Genomic DNA, 15,223 nt, shown 5'->3' on the forward strand with positions numbered 1-15,223 from the left:
TCTAAATAAGCTTAAGGTTGACATTAGCAGAATTAAAACGAGGACAACGAGGCATCATTAAAGATGTATCTTCTATTCATATTCCTTTAAAACTCCTAGAAATGGGATGTTTGCCTGGTAATTCTGTTGAACTTGTGCAAGTAGCACCTTTTGCAGATCCAATGTACCTTAATATTAACGGATCTCATTTAGCTATTAGAAAAGAAACTGCTATTCATATTTTAATTGAAACTACAAATGAGTAAGCAGATTAATGTAGCCTTAATAGGAAACCCGAACACCGGAAAAACTTCTGTTTTTAATGCCTTAACTGGTCTTAACCAAAAAGTAGGTAATTATCCTGGTATCACAGTTGAAAAGAAAGAAGGAGTCTGTAAGTTACCACGTGGTGTAAAAGCGCATATTATTGACCTTCCTGGTACGTATAGCCTTAATGCATCTTCGCTTGATGAAAATGTGGTGATAGAATTATTACTGAATAAAAATGACAAGGATTTTCCAGATGTAGCTGTTGTGGTTAGTGATGTAGAAAATCTTAAACGTAATCTACTACTCTTTACCCAAATAAAAGATTTAGAAATCCCTACGGTCTTGGTCATTAACATGTCTGATAGAATGACTTATAAAGGAATTTCTTTAGATATTGAATATTTAGAACAGCAACTTGAAACTAAAATCGCTTTAATAAGCACAAGGAAAAACCAAGGTATTGCCGAATTAAAAGAACTCATCACTAATTACAAAGAGCTTTCAACAAAACCCTGTTTAAATGCTTCAACTATAGACCAAGATTACTTTAACAATCTCAGAAAAGCATTTCCTAATCAATTGTTATACAAGCTCTGGTTGGTAATTACACAAGATGTTAACTTTGGAAAAACGGACAGAAAAACTATTGATGCGGTTTCGGATTTTAAAACCAAATCAAAAGCAGATTTAAAACGACTTCAGCAAAAAGAAACTATAAAACGCTATCAGTTTATTAACGATACGCTTAAAGTTGGTCAAACCATTGATTTAAAATCTGCAAAAGATCTTAGAATAAAATTAGATAGAATATTAACTCATAAAGTTTGGGGTTATTTAATATTTGGCATCATTCTGCTCACAATCTTTCAAGCTATCTATGACTGGTCTAGCGTTCCGATGGATTTTATAGATAGCACATTTGCTTCATTAAGCGAATGGACTAAAAGTGTGTTACCAGAGGGAGCATTTACAAGTTTATTATCGGAAGGGATTATTCCTGGTCTTGGTGGTATTGTTATTTTTATTCCTCAAATTGCCTTTTTGTTTCTATTTATTTCGGTATTGGAAGAAAGTGGCTATATGAGTCGTGTGGTGTTTTTAATGGACAGGATTATGCGTCGGTTTGGACTTAGCGGTAAAAGCGTTGTGCCTTTAATTTCTGGTACAGCATGCGCTATACCAGCAATAATGGCAACACGTAATATTGAAAGTTGGAAAGAGCGTCTCATCACCATTTTGGTAACTCCTTTTACAACTTGTTCTGCAAGATTACCTGTTTACCTTATTATAATTGCGTTGGTTATTCCAGAAGGTCGGTTTTTCGGGTTAAGTTATCAGGCATTAACTTTAATGCTACTCTATCTTATTGGGTTTGGAGCCGCAGTTGGATCGGCTTGGATTTTAAATAAAGTGCTTAAAATAAGAAGCAAAACTTTTTTTGTGGTTGAAATGCCCAACTACAAACTACCATTGCTTAAAAATGTTGCATTAACGGTTTTAGAAAAAACTAAAGCTTTTGTTTTTGGTGCAGGAAAAATAATTCTGGCAATATCAATTGTACTCTGGTTTTTGGCATCTTATGGTCCTGGCGATAACTTTAATAATGCTGAAACTATTGTAACAGAACACTATGCTTCAGAAAATTTATCTAAAGAAGAATTACAACAAAAAATAGCATCGCACAAGTTAGAGCATTCCTTTATTGGTATTGCTGGCCACGCTATTGAACCTGCCATAAGACCGTTAGGCTATGATTGGAAAATTGGAATTGCCATAGTGAGTTCTTTCGCTGCTCGCGAAGTTTTTGTGGGTACGCTTGCAACCATTTATAGTGTAGGTAACGATGAAGAAGAGACCATTAAAAATCGAATGGCAGGTGAAGTTAACCCAATTCTTGGTGGTCCATTATTTAATTTCGCATCAGGAATATCATTATTGCTTTTCTATGCTTTTGCTATGCAATGTATGAGTACGCTGGCTATTGTAAAACGTGAAACCAATTCTTGGAAGTGGCCAATATACCAACTAGTTATAATGAGTGGTTTTGCTTATATTGTAGCATTAATCGCTTTTCAAGTCCTAAAATAATATGAATACTGTTATTCAAAACATATTAGTTTTTTCGGCATTAGCTTTAGCACTACTATTTTTAGTACGAAAATTTATATGGTCTCCCAAGAAGAAATCAGCTAAAGCCTGTGGAAGTGATGATGGCTGTGGATGCCACTAATTGATTCCTTTGAAAAAAGGAATCTCATTCTAATTATTCTGACCTTTTCAATTTAAAAACTACTTCTAACCGATAATCTTCAATTATAATCTCATTCACACCTTCAGGATAAGGCGTTAAACCAAACCCATAGATCTTAAAATCTTCTGCGTTAAATGCTAAATTGGTAGTTTCCATAACAAAACCACTAGCGTCAATTCTAATTTTTCTGTCTTCAATAAATTTGCCACGTTTATAAATTGAAACCAAAACGTCAGCTTCTCCTGCTCTTACACACATTACACTCTTAGGACATCTAGAATCTGTAATTACCTTTTTAAATTTTACATCGTAATCTCCATAACTCACTTTTTGATTTAGCCCAATTATTTTAGCTACACTTAATGAATCTTTTACTACCTGACTTTGTGCATTTAACGTACAATAAATTGATGTTAAACAGAAAATTGCTGCGACGAGATAAGATTTCATTGTGCTATTTATTTTTTTAATCTAAAGACACTAAATATTAAACAATGTTACAAAATCATGGTTTACTTAAGGGCATTTTAATTTTTTTAATTACATTTGAAAATATTTTTAAGCATACTTAAATTTTAATTAAAGTAACAATAAATGTCAATTGCAATTGAAAACTTTGTAAAAGCTATTTACAACAATAATTCTCACGATGCTAAAGACACTAAACCTGGCAACATCGCAAAAAAATTAGGTATCTCTAATGCAGCAGCTACAGATATGGCTAAAAAGTTAGCCGTAAAAGATTTATTGCATTACGAAAAGTATCAAGAATTGCAGCTTACCGACAAGGGTAAAAAAATGGCTTTGAATGTTGTTAGAAAACATCGTCTTTGGGAAGCTTTCCTATTTAAGATGTTTGATATGTCTTTGCACGATATACACAGAGAAGCAGAGCTTTTAGAGCATCAAACATCAGATTTATTGGCTAACAAAATCAGTGAATATCTTGGTAATCCAAAATTCGATCCTCATGGAGATCCTATTCCAAATGCAGATGGAGAAATTACAACTATAGATACTTCTATTCCACTTTCTAATACAATAGAAGGCAAAACCTATTTCATTTCTCGATTAATGAGCGATGACAAAGAATTTTTTGAGTTTTGTGCACATCACAAATTAAAATTTGGTCATGAGGTAAAAGTTTCAAAACAGTTCAAAAACAATAAAATGACTGAACTGTCAGTAGACAACCATACTATTTTATTAAACGAAGATTTTACAACCCTAATATATGTCAATGAAATTAATCAATAAACAATTCGCTCTTTTAATAGCAATATGCTCTTCATCAATGTTTTCATTTTCGCAAGAAACTGATACTTCAGAGCCTTTAGTAACCGACAGACCAGACGCTACAGAAGCATCTTCGACCGCTGGAAAAGGTGTTCTTCAATTTGAAACAGGTGGTTTATATGAATCCTTTGAGGAAAACAACATTCAATCAGAAAATTACACCTACAACACTATGCTTATTCGTTATGGAGTATTAGACAATCTCGAACTACGACTTGGCTGGGATTTTGTAGAAGGTGTCACCAAGGTTAATGGCAACAAACTAGATAATGTTACCAGTGGATTGTCACCTTTATTATTAGGAATGAAAATAGACATCGCAGAAGAGAACGGTTGCATGCCAGAAATTGCGCTTATTGGTCATGTATTTCCTGTGTTTAGCGCTTCAACCGATTATAAACCAGAATATACAGGAGTAGATTTTAGATTGTCTCTTTCCCATACTTTAAGCGAAAAATCGAGTTTAGGCTATAACTTGGGTGCTGAATGGGGAAATGATTCGCCAGAAGCTTCAGCGATATACACCATGGCTTATGGTTACAGTATTTGCGATAAGTTTGGGTTCTATGCCGAATTATATGGCGATTTCCCAGAAGACAATTCGGCTAACCATTATTGGGATGCTGGCTTTACTTATTTAGCTTCTAACGATTTACAGTTTGATATTTATGGAGGTACAAGCATTACAAAAGGGCAGGATTTACTGCTAGGAATGGGATTGAGTTATAGAATTAGAAAGAACTAATAATGAAAAAAATACTACTATTTTTAATTGCAATATCTATTTACGGTTGCAAAAACGATACAAAAGCTAATGGTAAACTAAATGTTGTAACAACTACAACAATGATTACCGATTTGGTGAAAAACATTGGTGGAGATTCTATAAATGTCCAAGGTTTAATGGGTAGTGGAGTTGATCCGCACTTATACAAAGCTAGCGAAGGCGATGTGTCTAAATTAGTTAATGCAGATGTGATATTTTATAACGGCTTGCACTTAGAGGGTAAGCTTGTTGAAGTTTTTGAAAAAATGGGAAGCAAAACCAAAACACCTATTGCTTTAGCCGATGAATTAGATAAAACAACTCTTATTGGTTCAGATTATTTTGCTTCTAACTATGATCCGCATGTTTGGTTTAATATTGATTATTTTAAGCAGTTTGCAGAAAAAGTAACTCAAGTTTTATCCGAAAAAAATCCAGAAAATGCTGACATATTTCAAGCCAATAAAACGAAATATATCAATCAGTTAAATGAACTTCAAAATACTATAAAATCAGTAATAGAAACACTTCCAAAAGAAAAACGCATATTAGTAACAGCACACGATGCCTTTAATTATTTTGGAAAAGCCTATAATTTTGAAGTGGTTGGTTTACAAGGTCTATCAACAGCAACCGAAGCAGGTGTACAAGATGTGCAGAAATTAGCGGCATTTATTATTGAAAAAGAAATCAAAGCTATTTTTGTAGAAAGCTCCGTTCCAAAACGAACGATAGAAGCACTACAGGCAGCCGTAAAATCTAAAGGACATAATGTAGAAATTGGAGGTACTTTATATTCTGACGCACTTGGAAATGCAGGAACTGTTGAAGGCACATATATTGGAATGTTTGAATATAATGTGAATACGATAGTTAATGCGTTGAAGTGATTAGTAAAAATTAAACAACGAAAACCAAAAGAACAGGAATAGACAAAATGAATGAAATAGAATCAAAAAGATTCTGAAACAGTTCTGGATGACAAAACAAATGGAAAAAGTATCTAAGGAAAATATAGAGAATAGTATTCCTCCTCGCGAGACTCCTGCTTCCGCAGGAGTGATAGCAGTAAAGGTTGACGATTTAACCGTAGCTTACAATTACAAACCAGTACTTTGGGATATTGATTTAGAAATTCCAGAAGGAGTCCTAATGGCTATTGTTGGACCTAACGGAGCAGGGAAATCAACACTTATAAAGGCTATTTTAGGTATTTTAAAACCTATTGCTGGAAGCGTAACTATCTATGACAAACCTTACGAAAAGCAACGCCAATTAGTGGCTTACGTACCTCAAAAAGGAAGTGTGGATTGGGATTTTCCTACTACGGCATTAGATGTTGTTATGATGGGAACTTATGGTAGTCTCGGTTGGATAAAACGACCAGGACAAAAAGAAAAAAAAGCAGCATTAGAAGCCTTAGAAAAAGTAGGCATGTTAGCTTTTAAAAGCCGACAAATCAGTCAGCTTTCAGGTGGCCAGCAACAGCGTATTTTTTTAGCAAGAGCGTTGGTTCAGAATGCATCCATCTATTTTATGGACGAACCGTTTCAAGGTGTAGATGCCACCACTGAAATTGCCATCATTAATATATTAAAGGAACTCAGAAAAGCTGGTAAAACAGTTATAGTTGTGCATCACGATTTACAAACCGTACCAGAATATTTTGATTGGGTTACCTTCTTAAACGTGAAAAAAATTGCCACAGGTCCTGTCAAAGATATTTTTAATGATGATAATTTGACGAAGACTTATGGTATAAATTATAAGGTGAGTATACAGGAGTAACTGTCATTCCTGCGAAAGCAGGAATCTTTTGAACTAAAACTAAAAATATTAAATATTGCAAAGCAGGATGAGATTCCTGCCTTCGCAGGAATTGTGGATATAATAGAATACATAGAACTCGTCTTTACAGACTATACACTAAGAACTATCACTTTAGGCACTGCTATTTTAGGAGCAATTTGTGGTATGCTTGGTAGTTTTGCAGTACTCAGAAAACAGAGTTTACTTGGTGATGCTATTTCGCATGCAGCGCTTCCAGGCATTGCCATTGCGTTTTTAATTACTGGAGCAAAAGATAGCAATACATTATTGTTGGGTGCTTTGGTAAGTGGACTAATTGGTACATTTTGGATTCGAGGCATCGTTACCAAAACCCATTTAAAATCAGATACAGCTCTCGGTCTCATTTTGTCTTTGTTTTTCGGATTTGGTATGTTACTACTCACATTCATTCAAAAACAACCCAATGCCAACCAAGCTGGATTGGATAAATATCTTTTTGGTCAAGCTGCAACTTTAGTTGAAAGTGATGTGTGGATGATGGCAATAGTTACAGGAATTTGTTTGTTGGTAATGCTTACTTTTTGGAAAGAATTCAAAATCCTATTATTTGATGCCGATTATACCAAAACACTCGGATTTAATACTAAAACTATAGATATTTTAATTACAAGTTTTATTGTTCTTGCTATTGTTTTAGGACTTCAAACTGTTGGAGTTGTGTTAATGAGTGCTATGCTATTAGCGCCTGCCGCTGCTGCAAGACAATGGACCAACAGCTTATCTATGATGGTATTTTTAGCTGCACTTTTCGGAGCGTTTTCAGGAGCATTTGGGACAGCAATTAGTGCCAGTCAGAATAACTTATCTACAGGACCTGTTATAGTCCTTGTTGCTAGTGTTTTTGTGGTAGTTTCATTTGTGTTTTCACCAAGTCGAGGCTTGCTATTTAAAAAAATTCGATTTATTAAAAACAGACGCGATTTAGAATTGCATAAAACACTAGCTTTTATGTACCATATTGCCGAAACTCATGAAAATATTTCGCATCCACACACTATAAAAATATTGAATAACTTTCAAGGTTATACCAAAAGCACGCTTTCAAAATTAGAAGACAAGGGTTATGTTTCTATTGAAGGCACTATGTGGAGTTTAACACCAAAAGGCTTTAAAACAGCCGAAAACCTATACAGTCAACAAAACGAAGACGATGAGTAACGCACAGATAGAAATACAACTTATTGCAAGTTTAGTTGCTGTTGCTTGCGCTATTCCTGGAACATTTTTAGTGCTCAGAAAAATGGCTATGATTAGTGATGCCATTAGCCACGCTATACTACCAGGAATTGTAATTGGTTTTTTTATTACTCAAGACTTAAACTCACCACTACTTATTCTTTTAGCCGCTTTAACAGGTATTATTACAGTTATACTTGTTGAATATATTCAAAAAACAGGATTGGTAAAGGAAGACACAGCCATAGGTTTGGTATTTCCTGCATTGTTTAGTATTGGCGTGATTATGATTGCCAAAAATGCTAACGACGTACACTTAGATGTTGATGCTGTTTTATTGGGAGAATTAGCCTTTGCTCCTTTTGACAGATTGGTGGTTAGTGGAACTGATATTGGCCCAAAATCTTTATGGGTAATTGGTTCAATTCTATTGATTACAATTACACTTTTAATTCTATTTTTTAAAGAATTAAAGGTAAGTACATTCGATAAAGGTTTGGCGGCTTCTTTAGGTTTTTCGCCAGCCATTATCCATTATGGGTTAATGTCTGTCTCTTCCATAACTACGGTTGGAGCTTTTGATGCAGTTGGAGCCATATTAGTTGTTGCCCTTATGATTGCGCCAGCTGCTGCTGCATATTTATTGACAACTGACTTAAAAAAGATGCTCGCACTAGCCATTAGTTTTGGTGTTTTTAGCGCCATTTTTGGCTATTGGGTTGCACATTGGCTTGATGCTTCAATTGCTGGTTCTATTACAACTGTACTTGGTTTAGTATTTTTACTCGTTTATTTATTTGCACCAAGCAAAGGTATTATTGCTGTAATGTACCGAGAAAAACAACAACGTACAGAAGTATCGTTATTGACGTTTTTATTACATCTAAAAAATCATGATGAAATTGAGGAACGCCACGTCAATCACCTTAGAGAGCACATTAATTGGCAAAAAGTACGTGCAAAAACAGTTCTCGATTTAGCACAGAAAAATAATATGATTCATATTGAGAATAAAGTGGTTTCACTAACCAAAAAAGGTGATGAATTTACCTCTAAAGCCATCGACTATATTATGACCTACGAAGATGCGCAGATTGAAGATATGAAAGATGATTTCTTTTTGTTTAGAGGGTAATACCTTACTTAAAACTTTACGACCAAACGACCTATTTTATTTATTTAAGTTGGAAATTAGAAAATATTATCTATATTTATAATTGGTTAACCACTTTGGTTATCCAATATAAATAGTTAATCCCATGGTTTTTAAATCACGTTTCTTCCGCTTTTCATTTTTTTTCTTGTTTTTTATTAACAGCATATATGCTACTGATTACACAGTTAGCTCAGCCAGTGAATTCAATGCACTTAGCTTACAACCATGTGATGTAGTCACTTGGACGAATGGCACGTATTCCGATCAGGAAATCACCTTCAATGCCATAGGTGAATCTGGAAGTCCAATAGTTTTAAAAGCTGAAACACCTGGTGGTGTAATATTTACGGGTGAATCTAAACTGAATATTTGGGGAAGTTACCTTATAGTAGATGGCTTTTATTGGAATGGTGGAATAGGGTTTAACAACCATATAGAGTTTAGGAGAAGTGGTGGTAATGATGCCGCTGCAGGAGATTTTGCATCCAATTGTATTTTACGAAATTGTACAATCAATGATTTACAAGTAGAAGATGTAACCGAACCAGATGCTAAAAGTAGATGGATAGTACTTTATGGCTCCAACAATACAATTGAAAATTGCACCTTTATGAATAAAGATACTACTGGAGCATGTGTTCTTGTAGAGCTACTTTATGCTGCAGGTGCACCGGTAAACCATACTATAAAGGATAACTACTTTTATAATATTACACCAAAAGATGGTAGACAAAACGATAATGATTCTGAAGCAATTCGAATAGGAGTAAGCACCTATCAATCCATTGATGCTTCTGTAACAGTTGAGGGTAATTATTTTAAAGAGGTAGATGGAGAAAATGAAATTATTTCCAATAAAAGTTTAGGTAATACTTATCGTAACAACACTTTTAGAAAATGTAGAGGCTCGTTAGTGCTTAGACATGGTGCGCAGGCTTTAGTTGAAGGCAACTATTTTATTGGAGAAAACAAAGCTAAATCTGGTGGTATCAGAGTATCCGACCAAGATCATGTCATCATCAATAATTACATGCAAGATTTGGATAATAGCTCTGATGCTTATAATAACGGTATTACATTAATGGGAGGCAATGCTTCATCTGGTGGTACGAGTAGTGGTTATCAAAATGTAAGCAATGTACTAGTTGCCTTTAATACGATTTACAATTCTGATGACCCTATATACTTTAATGACCTACAAGGTAGCACAGACCCTCAAGTTACAATGGCTAATAATTGTATATACAGTACTAACGGCACTTTAATTTCTGGTGCAGTTTCTAATATTGGTGATGCTATGAGCTATTCGGGTAATATTTTTGGCGGTTCCAGTGTAGGTATTTCCGATCCTGGTATTACAGAAGCTGATGCTAATTTTGGTGCATTTGGAGAGGTTTTTAAACCTAACTCTACTGGACCAGTTGCAAATGTATCAATAGGTACATACAACCAAGTGAGTATAGACATTGAAGGCTACACAAGACCAGCAACAGGCAAAGATGTTGGTGCACACGAAGTGGATGGTGGAACAGGTACTGCTACTAATTCGCAACCAATAACAGACTCAAATGTTGGTAATGGCATTGGTGCTTGTTATATAGATGCAACAGGAATGGCTTCTGCTACTACTTGCTCACCTACAGATTATGGCACTAGCTGCGCACCTATTCCAGTAACAGGTGTTAGTGTAAGTCCAGAAAATGCAATATTAGGCGTAAACGACACACAACAATTAACAGCAACTATTTTGCCAAGTAATGCCACTAACATACAAGTAACATGGCTATCGGATGATGATGGTATCGCTACTGTTGACACAAACGGGTTGGTAACTGCAACTGGAGAAGGAACAGCAACAATAACCGTTACAACAGATGATGGGTCGTTTACAGATACTGCAAGTATTGAAGTTTTACCACCACTTTCTGCACCAGATTGTGTTATGGATACTAATCTATCTCTCAATGCAACCGTAGTGAGCTATTCTGATCAGCAATCAACGAATCCAGCGGCTAATGTTATTGATGGAGATACTGACAATCGCTGGTCTGCAGAAACATTTCCTCAAAACATGGTTATAGATTTAGGAGATAGTTACTATGTTGGTGGTATAAACTTATACCCATATCAAAGTCGAGATTACCAGTACTTGGTTGAAGGATCGCAATCCTCACCTACAGGTGGTTATATAACGTTGGTGGACAGACAAGCCAACACTTCTAGTGCAACAGTAATCAGTGATTCGTTTAGTTATCAAACAGTGAGATATATTAGACTTACCGTTACAGGAGCTGCAACTTATACAGGACCTTGGTGTTCTATCGCTGATATGGAAGTTGTTTGTGCAGGAGCTAATCTGTCCATACCAGAACATTCGCTAGAAGCACAAATTAGAATATTCCCAAACCCTTTTAAGAACGAATTAAACTTAGATGTACCAACAGGATTAACTTCTAATATTTCTGGATTTAGGCTATTAGACAGCATGGGGAAAACACTAATGGAGACCGAAGGAACATCTTTAAAACTAAGAAACCCTTTATCCAATGGTTTATATTTTTTACAAGTATTAGATAATAACAGTAAAGTGATGCTTACTAAAAAAGTGATGAAAAACTAAGTCTTAATTTTAGTAAATATACTATAGTTACTGTTTTTCTTCTAGACTTTTATCCACCATCTCAATACCTTGCTTTTTAAAAGTACTAGGATGTTCTAAAATACCTAAATTAGAGTCTGGATTCTCTTTAGTATTAATTGTTAGCTTGATAATAACAATAGCTAACACTATAATTGCTATGACACCTATTAACCAATACATTATTTAAACCCACGCTCTTTCTGAATATACTCATAAGCTTCCTGCACCTGTCTAAACTTCTCTTCTGCTCCTTCTTGGTGTTCTTTACCTAAGTGTCCAACGCGGTCTGGATGGTATTTCTTAGCCATGGTACGATACGCTTTTTTAACCTCATCATCTGAAACCGATTTATCAATCTCAAGAATTTTATAGGCATTATTTGAAGCGCTGTAAAACATTGCTTTAATACTTTCGTAATCTTTATTACTAATGCCTAAATAACCAGACATGGTATAAATTTGACGCATTTCTACTTCAGCAACATGGCCATCAGCTTTTGCTATCCCAAATAAAAAATGAAGTAATTGCAAGCGTGATGGATGATCCATCATCTGCTTAATTTGTAAACAGACTTGCCTCATAGAAATGTTCTGCTTACTAATACGTTTAAACAATTCAAAAGCTTTGTTAGCTCTATCTTTACCATACATATTGGTAAACTGCTGACGCACAAAATCCAACTCGCGTTGGTCTTGTTTTCCATCTGCCTTAATAATTATTGAAGCAAGAATTAACAAACTCACTTCAAAATCACCAGATTGTGTTTGTGGTCTTTGTCTTCTTGTTTGGGTAGATCTTTGACGATAAGGATCCCGTTGTGGTCTTCCTGTTTGTCGCTCGCCTAAAAGAGGTGTTCCGCTTTCGGCAAGATTATCAACAAAACTACCAATTGCTAAACCAATAATAGCACCTATTGGACCGCCAAAAGACCAGCCTAAGGCACCTCCAATCCATTTTGCAAAACTCATGTTTTTATTTTTATTGAAAACCAAATATACTATTTGTTAGTTGTATGAATATATATTTTGTTACGTTTTATATGCAACCTTTTATATATAATCACATCTTATATATATAACCATACTTTAATACTATGAAAACCTGTTTTTACATTTTAGCCTTAATGTTACTAACACTAAGCTGTAATAGTGACGATGACAACCATCAAACTAATATACCAACACTAGATGGTGAATGGTCTTTAGTCAATGTTTTTGGTGGATTAGCAGGAGTTGATGATGATTTTGATGTTGGCACAATAATCTGGGATTTTGATGAAGACAATTCAGAGCTAACCGTTACCAATACTAATACTGCAAATGTTGTTTATGATGGCTTTCCTTCAGGAACTTATGATTATGAATTACTTACAACTGATGGAGATACTTCCATTATAATCAATACGTTTACTTATAGAATTACATCATTAACTTCATCCCAACTAGTAATCGATGAAGGTATAGCACTCGATGGTTTCTTACTTACCTTTAGTAGATAGCGCTCTTTGTATTTATAATTGAAAATCGAAATACTACCATTCAAACTGCTAACCAAATAGACACAAAAACACGCTATTTTTTCCGTATCTTTGCAATTCATTAAAGATTAATAAAAAAATAAAGATATGTATCCAGCAGAATTAGTAAAACCAATGCGCGAAGACCTAACTAAGGTAGGTTTTGAAGAATTACATACAACAGAAGCTGTAGATAATGCATTAGCAAAAGAAGGTACAACCTTAGTGGTTGTAAATTCTGTATGTGGTTGTGCTGCAGCAAATGCAAGACCAGGAGCTCGTATGAGTTTACAAAATGCTAAACGTCCAAATAATTTAGTAACCGTTTTTGCAGGTGTAGATAAAGACGCTACAGACAAAGCAAGAGAATATATGATTCCTTTTCCTCCAAGCTCGCCAAGTATGGCTTTATTTAAAGATGGAGAATTGGTACACATGTTAGAGCGTCACCATATTGAAGGACGTCCTGCAGAATTAATTGCAGAAAACCTTATGGATGCTTATAATGAGCATTGCTAAAATTGTAAAAAGTTTTAAAAATTAGACCACGATTATCATCGTGGTTTTTTTATTTTTATACTATGCAAAAACTAATCGCCTACCCACTTACAGTACTCTATTTTATCTGCTTTGGCTTAACCTTGGTCATTTTTCATCCTATCCAGTGGTTTTGCAAAAATGCTTTGGGTTACAAAGCGCATAAAATCAGTGTAGATTGGTTACAGTTTTTTCTTATACGTTGTCTCAATATTTTGGGTACAAGATTTACGTTTACAAATCCGCATAACATTACCACAGATCGCCCTTTGATTATTGTATCTAACCACCAAAGTATGTACGATATTTCACCCATTATGTGGTACATGCGAAAACACCACGTAAAATTTGTTGCCAAAAAAGAATTGGGCAAAGGCATCCCAAGTGTATCTTATAATCTACGTCATGGAGGTTCGGTTTTAATCGATAGAAAAAATCCTCGTCAAGCATTACCAGCCATGATGGCATTTGGAGAATACATCGAAAAGACCAAGCGAGCCGCTGTTATTTTTCCAGAAGGAACACGAAGTAAGGACGGTACACCAAAACCTTTTAGAACACGTGGACTCGAAATCTTAATGAAAAAGACACCATCAGCCTTAATAGTGCCAATAACCGTTAATAACTCATGGAAAATGCTACGCTATGGAAAATTTCCTATGGGAATTGGAAATCATATTAAATTTACTGTACACAAACCTTTAGAAATGACTAACTTTACAGATAAGCACGAGTTGATTCAGCAAGTTGAAAAAACAATTGTAGAATCCATTCAAAATTAATCTATAAAAACTTAGTTATGTCGTTGAAAAATGTAAGATTGGAAGTGATGCAGCATCTCGAAAAAGATGTTGAATCGTTAATAGAAAAATACCTCATTCCTGTAGAAAAAATATGGCAACCTACCGATTTTTTACCAAATTCTGAAAGTGAAAAATTCTATGATGAGTTAACCGAAATACGAGAACTTTCTAAGGAATTGCCTTATGATTTTTGGGTAGTGCTCGTTGGTGATATGATTACTGAAGAGGCTTTGCCAACCTACGAATCCTGGTTAATGGATGTTGAAGGTGTTGGGCAAGTTGAGCGCAATAGTTGGTCTAAATGGGTAAGACATTGGACAGCTGAAGAAAATCGCCACGGAGATGTACTCAATAAATACCTTTATTTATCTGGACGTGTAAATATGCGTGAAATAGAAAAAACCACACAACATCTTATTTCTGATGGTTTTGATATTGGTACAGACAGAGATCCTTATAAAAACTTTGTCTATACTACATTTCAGGAATTGGCTACTTATGTTTCACATAATCGTGTTGCAAAATTAGCAAAGGAAAAAGGCAATAAGCAATTGGCCAAGATGTGCCGCATTATCTCTGGAGACGAAATGCGTCACCACAATGCGTATGCCGAATTCGTTGAACGTATTTTTACCGTAGATCCAAGTCAAATGATGATGGCTTTTCATTATATGATAAAGCAGAAAATAACAATGCCAGCGCATTTTCTACGCGAATCTGGTGGGCAAGTGAGTACAGCATTTCAGGAGTTTTCTAATACTGCACAACGTATAGGTGTCTATACTTCTACGGATTATGTAGATATTTTAGAAAAACTGATTGCGCGTTGGGATATTGCCAACATCAAAAACCTCACTGATGAAGCCGAAAAAGCAAGAGATTATCTAATGAAATTACCTATGCGAATGCGTCGCTTGGCAGAACGCATGACCATTCCGGAAAATTCTTATCAATTTAAATGGGTAGAGCCTGCTTAAAACC

General features: G+C 35.0%; 17 protein-coding genes. 14 read left to right on the plus strand and 3 right to left on the minus strand.

The genetic code is table 11. The features are described 5' to 3' along the window. The first annotated feature begins 17 nt into the window (after positions 1 to 17). From ACFFGA_RS02015 to ACFFGA_RS02025, 3 genes are read left to right on the plus strand one after another with little or no spacing between them, the layout of a single operon-like run. Positions 18 to 245, plus strand: coding sequence for a FeoA family protein (locus tag ACFFGA_RS02015; RefSeq protein WP_386058903.1), 228 nt, complete (start codon positions 18 to 20; stop codon positions 243 to 245). Continuing rightward, entirely contained in the window at positions 238 to 2,337 is a 2,100-nt protein-coding gene (gene feoB / locus ACFFGA_RS02020) for a ferrous iron transport protein B (protein ID WP_386058906.1), read from the plus strand. Before ACFFGA_RS02015 ends, feoB begins: the two co-directional genes overlap by 8 nt. 1 nt (position 2,338) lies before the next feature. Further along, positions 2,339 to 2,479 carry a FeoB-associated Cys-rich membrane protein gene (locus ACFFGA_RS02025; protein WP_386058909.1) on the plus strand — a complete coding sequence of 47 codons (141 nt, stop codon included), beginning with the start codon at positions 2,339 to 2,341 and terminating at the stop codon, positions 2,477 to 2,479. A 33-nt stretch (positions 2,480 to 2,512) separates the two neighbouring features. On the opposite strand, the gene ACFFGA_RS02030 is transcribed toward ACFFGA_RS02025, so the two are convergent. Continuing rightward, positions 2,513 to 2,950: a hypothetical protein gene (locus tag ACFFGA_RS02030; protein WP_386058912.1), complete on the minus strand. Its 438-nt coding sequence runs from the start codon at positions 2,948 to 2,950 to the stop codon at positions 2,513 to 2,515. 144 nt (positions 2,951 to 3,094) lie between these two features. On the opposite strand from ACFFGA_RS02030, the gene ACFFGA_RS02035 reads away from it, so the two are divergent. The 7 genes from ACFFGA_RS02035 to ACFFGA_RS02065 all read left to right on the plus strand — a co-directional run bounded on the left by ACFFGA_RS02035 (position 3,095) and on the right by ACFFGA_RS02065 (position 11,365). Continuing rightward, positions 3,095 to 3,757, plus strand: coding sequence for a metal-dependent transcriptional regulator (locus tag ACFFGA_RS02035; RefSeq protein ID WP_386058915.1), 663 nt, complete (start codon positions 3,095 to 3,097; stop codon positions 3,755 to 3,757). Next, on the plus strand, positions 3,741 to 4,541 hold the full coding sequence (locus ACFFGA_RS02040; protein WP_386058918.1) for a transporter: 801 nt from the start codon (positions 3,741 to 3,743) through the stop codon (positions 4,539 to 4,541). The genes ACFFGA_RS02035 and ACFFGA_RS02040 overlap by 17 nt, the downstream gene beginning before the upstream one ends. A gap of 2 nt (positions 4,542 to 4,543) precedes the next feature. Further along, positions 4,544 to 5,452: a metal ABC transporter solute-binding protein, Zn/Mn family gene (locus ACFFGA_RS02045; protein ID WP_386058921.1), complete on the plus strand. Its 909-nt coding sequence runs from the start codon at positions 4,544 to 4,546 to the stop codon at positions 5,450 to 5,452. 88 nt (positions 5,453 to 5,540) lie between these two features. After that, positions 5,541 to 6,350, plus strand: coding sequence for a metal ABC transporter ATP-binding protein (locus ACFFGA_RS02050; RefSeq protein ID WP_386058924.1), 810 nt, complete (start codon positions 5,541 to 5,543; stop codon positions 6,348 to 6,350). Between the two features lie 93 nt (positions 6,351 to 6,443). Beyond that, positions 6,444 to 7,571 carry a metal ABC transporter permease gene (locus ACFFGA_RS02055; RefSeq protein ID WP_386058927.1) on the plus strand — a complete coding sequence of 376 codons (1,128 nt, stop codon included), beginning with the start codon at positions 6,444 to 6,446 and terminating at the stop codon, positions 7,569 to 7,571. Continuing rightward, positions 7,564 to 8,724, plus strand: a complete 1,161-nt coding sequence (locus tag ACFFGA_RS02060; RefSeq protein ID WP_386058930.1) for a metal ABC transporter permease — start codon at positions 7,564 to 7,566, stop codon at positions 8,722 to 8,724. Before ACFFGA_RS02055 ends, ACFFGA_RS02060 begins: the two co-directional genes overlap by 8 nt. 124 nt (positions 8,725 to 8,848) lie before the next feature. Next, a complete protein-coding gene (locus ACFFGA_RS02065) occupies positions 8,849 to 11,365 on the plus strand; it encodes a chondroitinase-B domain-containing protein (RefSeq protein WP_386058933.1) in 2,517 nt (838 codons plus the stop codon). Positions 11,366 to 11,392: 27 nt separating this feature from the next. Here ACFFGA_RS02065 and ACFFGA_RS02070 read toward each other — a convergent pair whose 3' ends face one another. Both ACFFGA_RS02070 and ACFFGA_RS02075 read right to left on the minus strand, forming a co-directional pair. Continuing rightward, on the minus strand, positions 11,393 to 11,566 hold the full coding sequence (locus ACFFGA_RS02070; RefSeq protein ID WP_386058935.1) for a hypothetical protein: 174 nt from the start codon (positions 11,564 to 11,566) through the stop codon (positions 11,393 to 11,395). After that, positions 11,566 to 12,354, minus strand: coding sequence for a TerB family tellurite resistance protein (locus ACFFGA_RS02075; protein WP_386058938.1), 789 nt, complete (start codon positions 12,352 to 12,354; stop codon positions 11,566 to 11,568). The genes ACFFGA_RS02070 and ACFFGA_RS02075 overlap by 1 nt, the downstream gene beginning before the upstream one ends. Before the next feature lie 125 nt (positions 12,355 to 12,479). Between ACFFGA_RS02075 and ACFFGA_RS02080 the strand changes: the two genes are divergently transcribed. The 4 genes from ACFFGA_RS02080 (at position 12,480) to ACFFGA_RS02095 (ending at position 15,219) form a co-directional block, all read left to right on the plus strand. Then, complete coding sequence (locus ACFFGA_RS02080; RefSeq protein WP_386058941.1) at positions 12,480 to 12,884, plus strand: hypothetical protein; 405 nt, start codon at positions 12,480 to 12,482, stop codon at positions 12,882 to 12,884. A 126-nt stretch (positions 12,885 to 13,010) separates the two neighbouring features. After that, positions 13,011 to 13,421: a BrxA/BrxB family bacilliredoxin gene (locus tag ACFFGA_RS02085; protein WP_386058943.1), complete on the plus strand. Its 411-nt coding sequence runs from the start codon at positions 13,011 to 13,013 to the stop codon at positions 13,419 to 13,421. 62 nt (positions 13,422 to 13,483) lie between these two features. Beyond that, entirely contained in the window at positions 13,484 to 14,221 is a 738-nt protein-coding gene (locus tag ACFFGA_RS02090) for a lysophospholipid acyltransferase family protein (protein ID WP_386058946.1), read from the plus strand. Between the two features lie 17 nt (positions 14,222 to 14,238). Then, positions 14,239 to 15,219, plus strand: a complete 981-nt coding sequence (locus ACFFGA_RS02095) for an acyl-ACP desaturase (protein ID WP_386058948.1) — start codon at positions 14,239 to 14,241, stop codon at positions 15,217 to 15,219. Positions 15,220 to 15,223: the final 4 nt, after the last annotated feature.

The sequence above is a fragment of the Winogradskyella pulchriflava genome, from assembly GCF_042434315.1.
Taxonomy (GTDB): Bacteria; Bacteroidota; Bacteroidia; order Flavobacteriales; family Flavobacteriaceae; genus Winogradskyella; species Winogradskyella pulchriflava.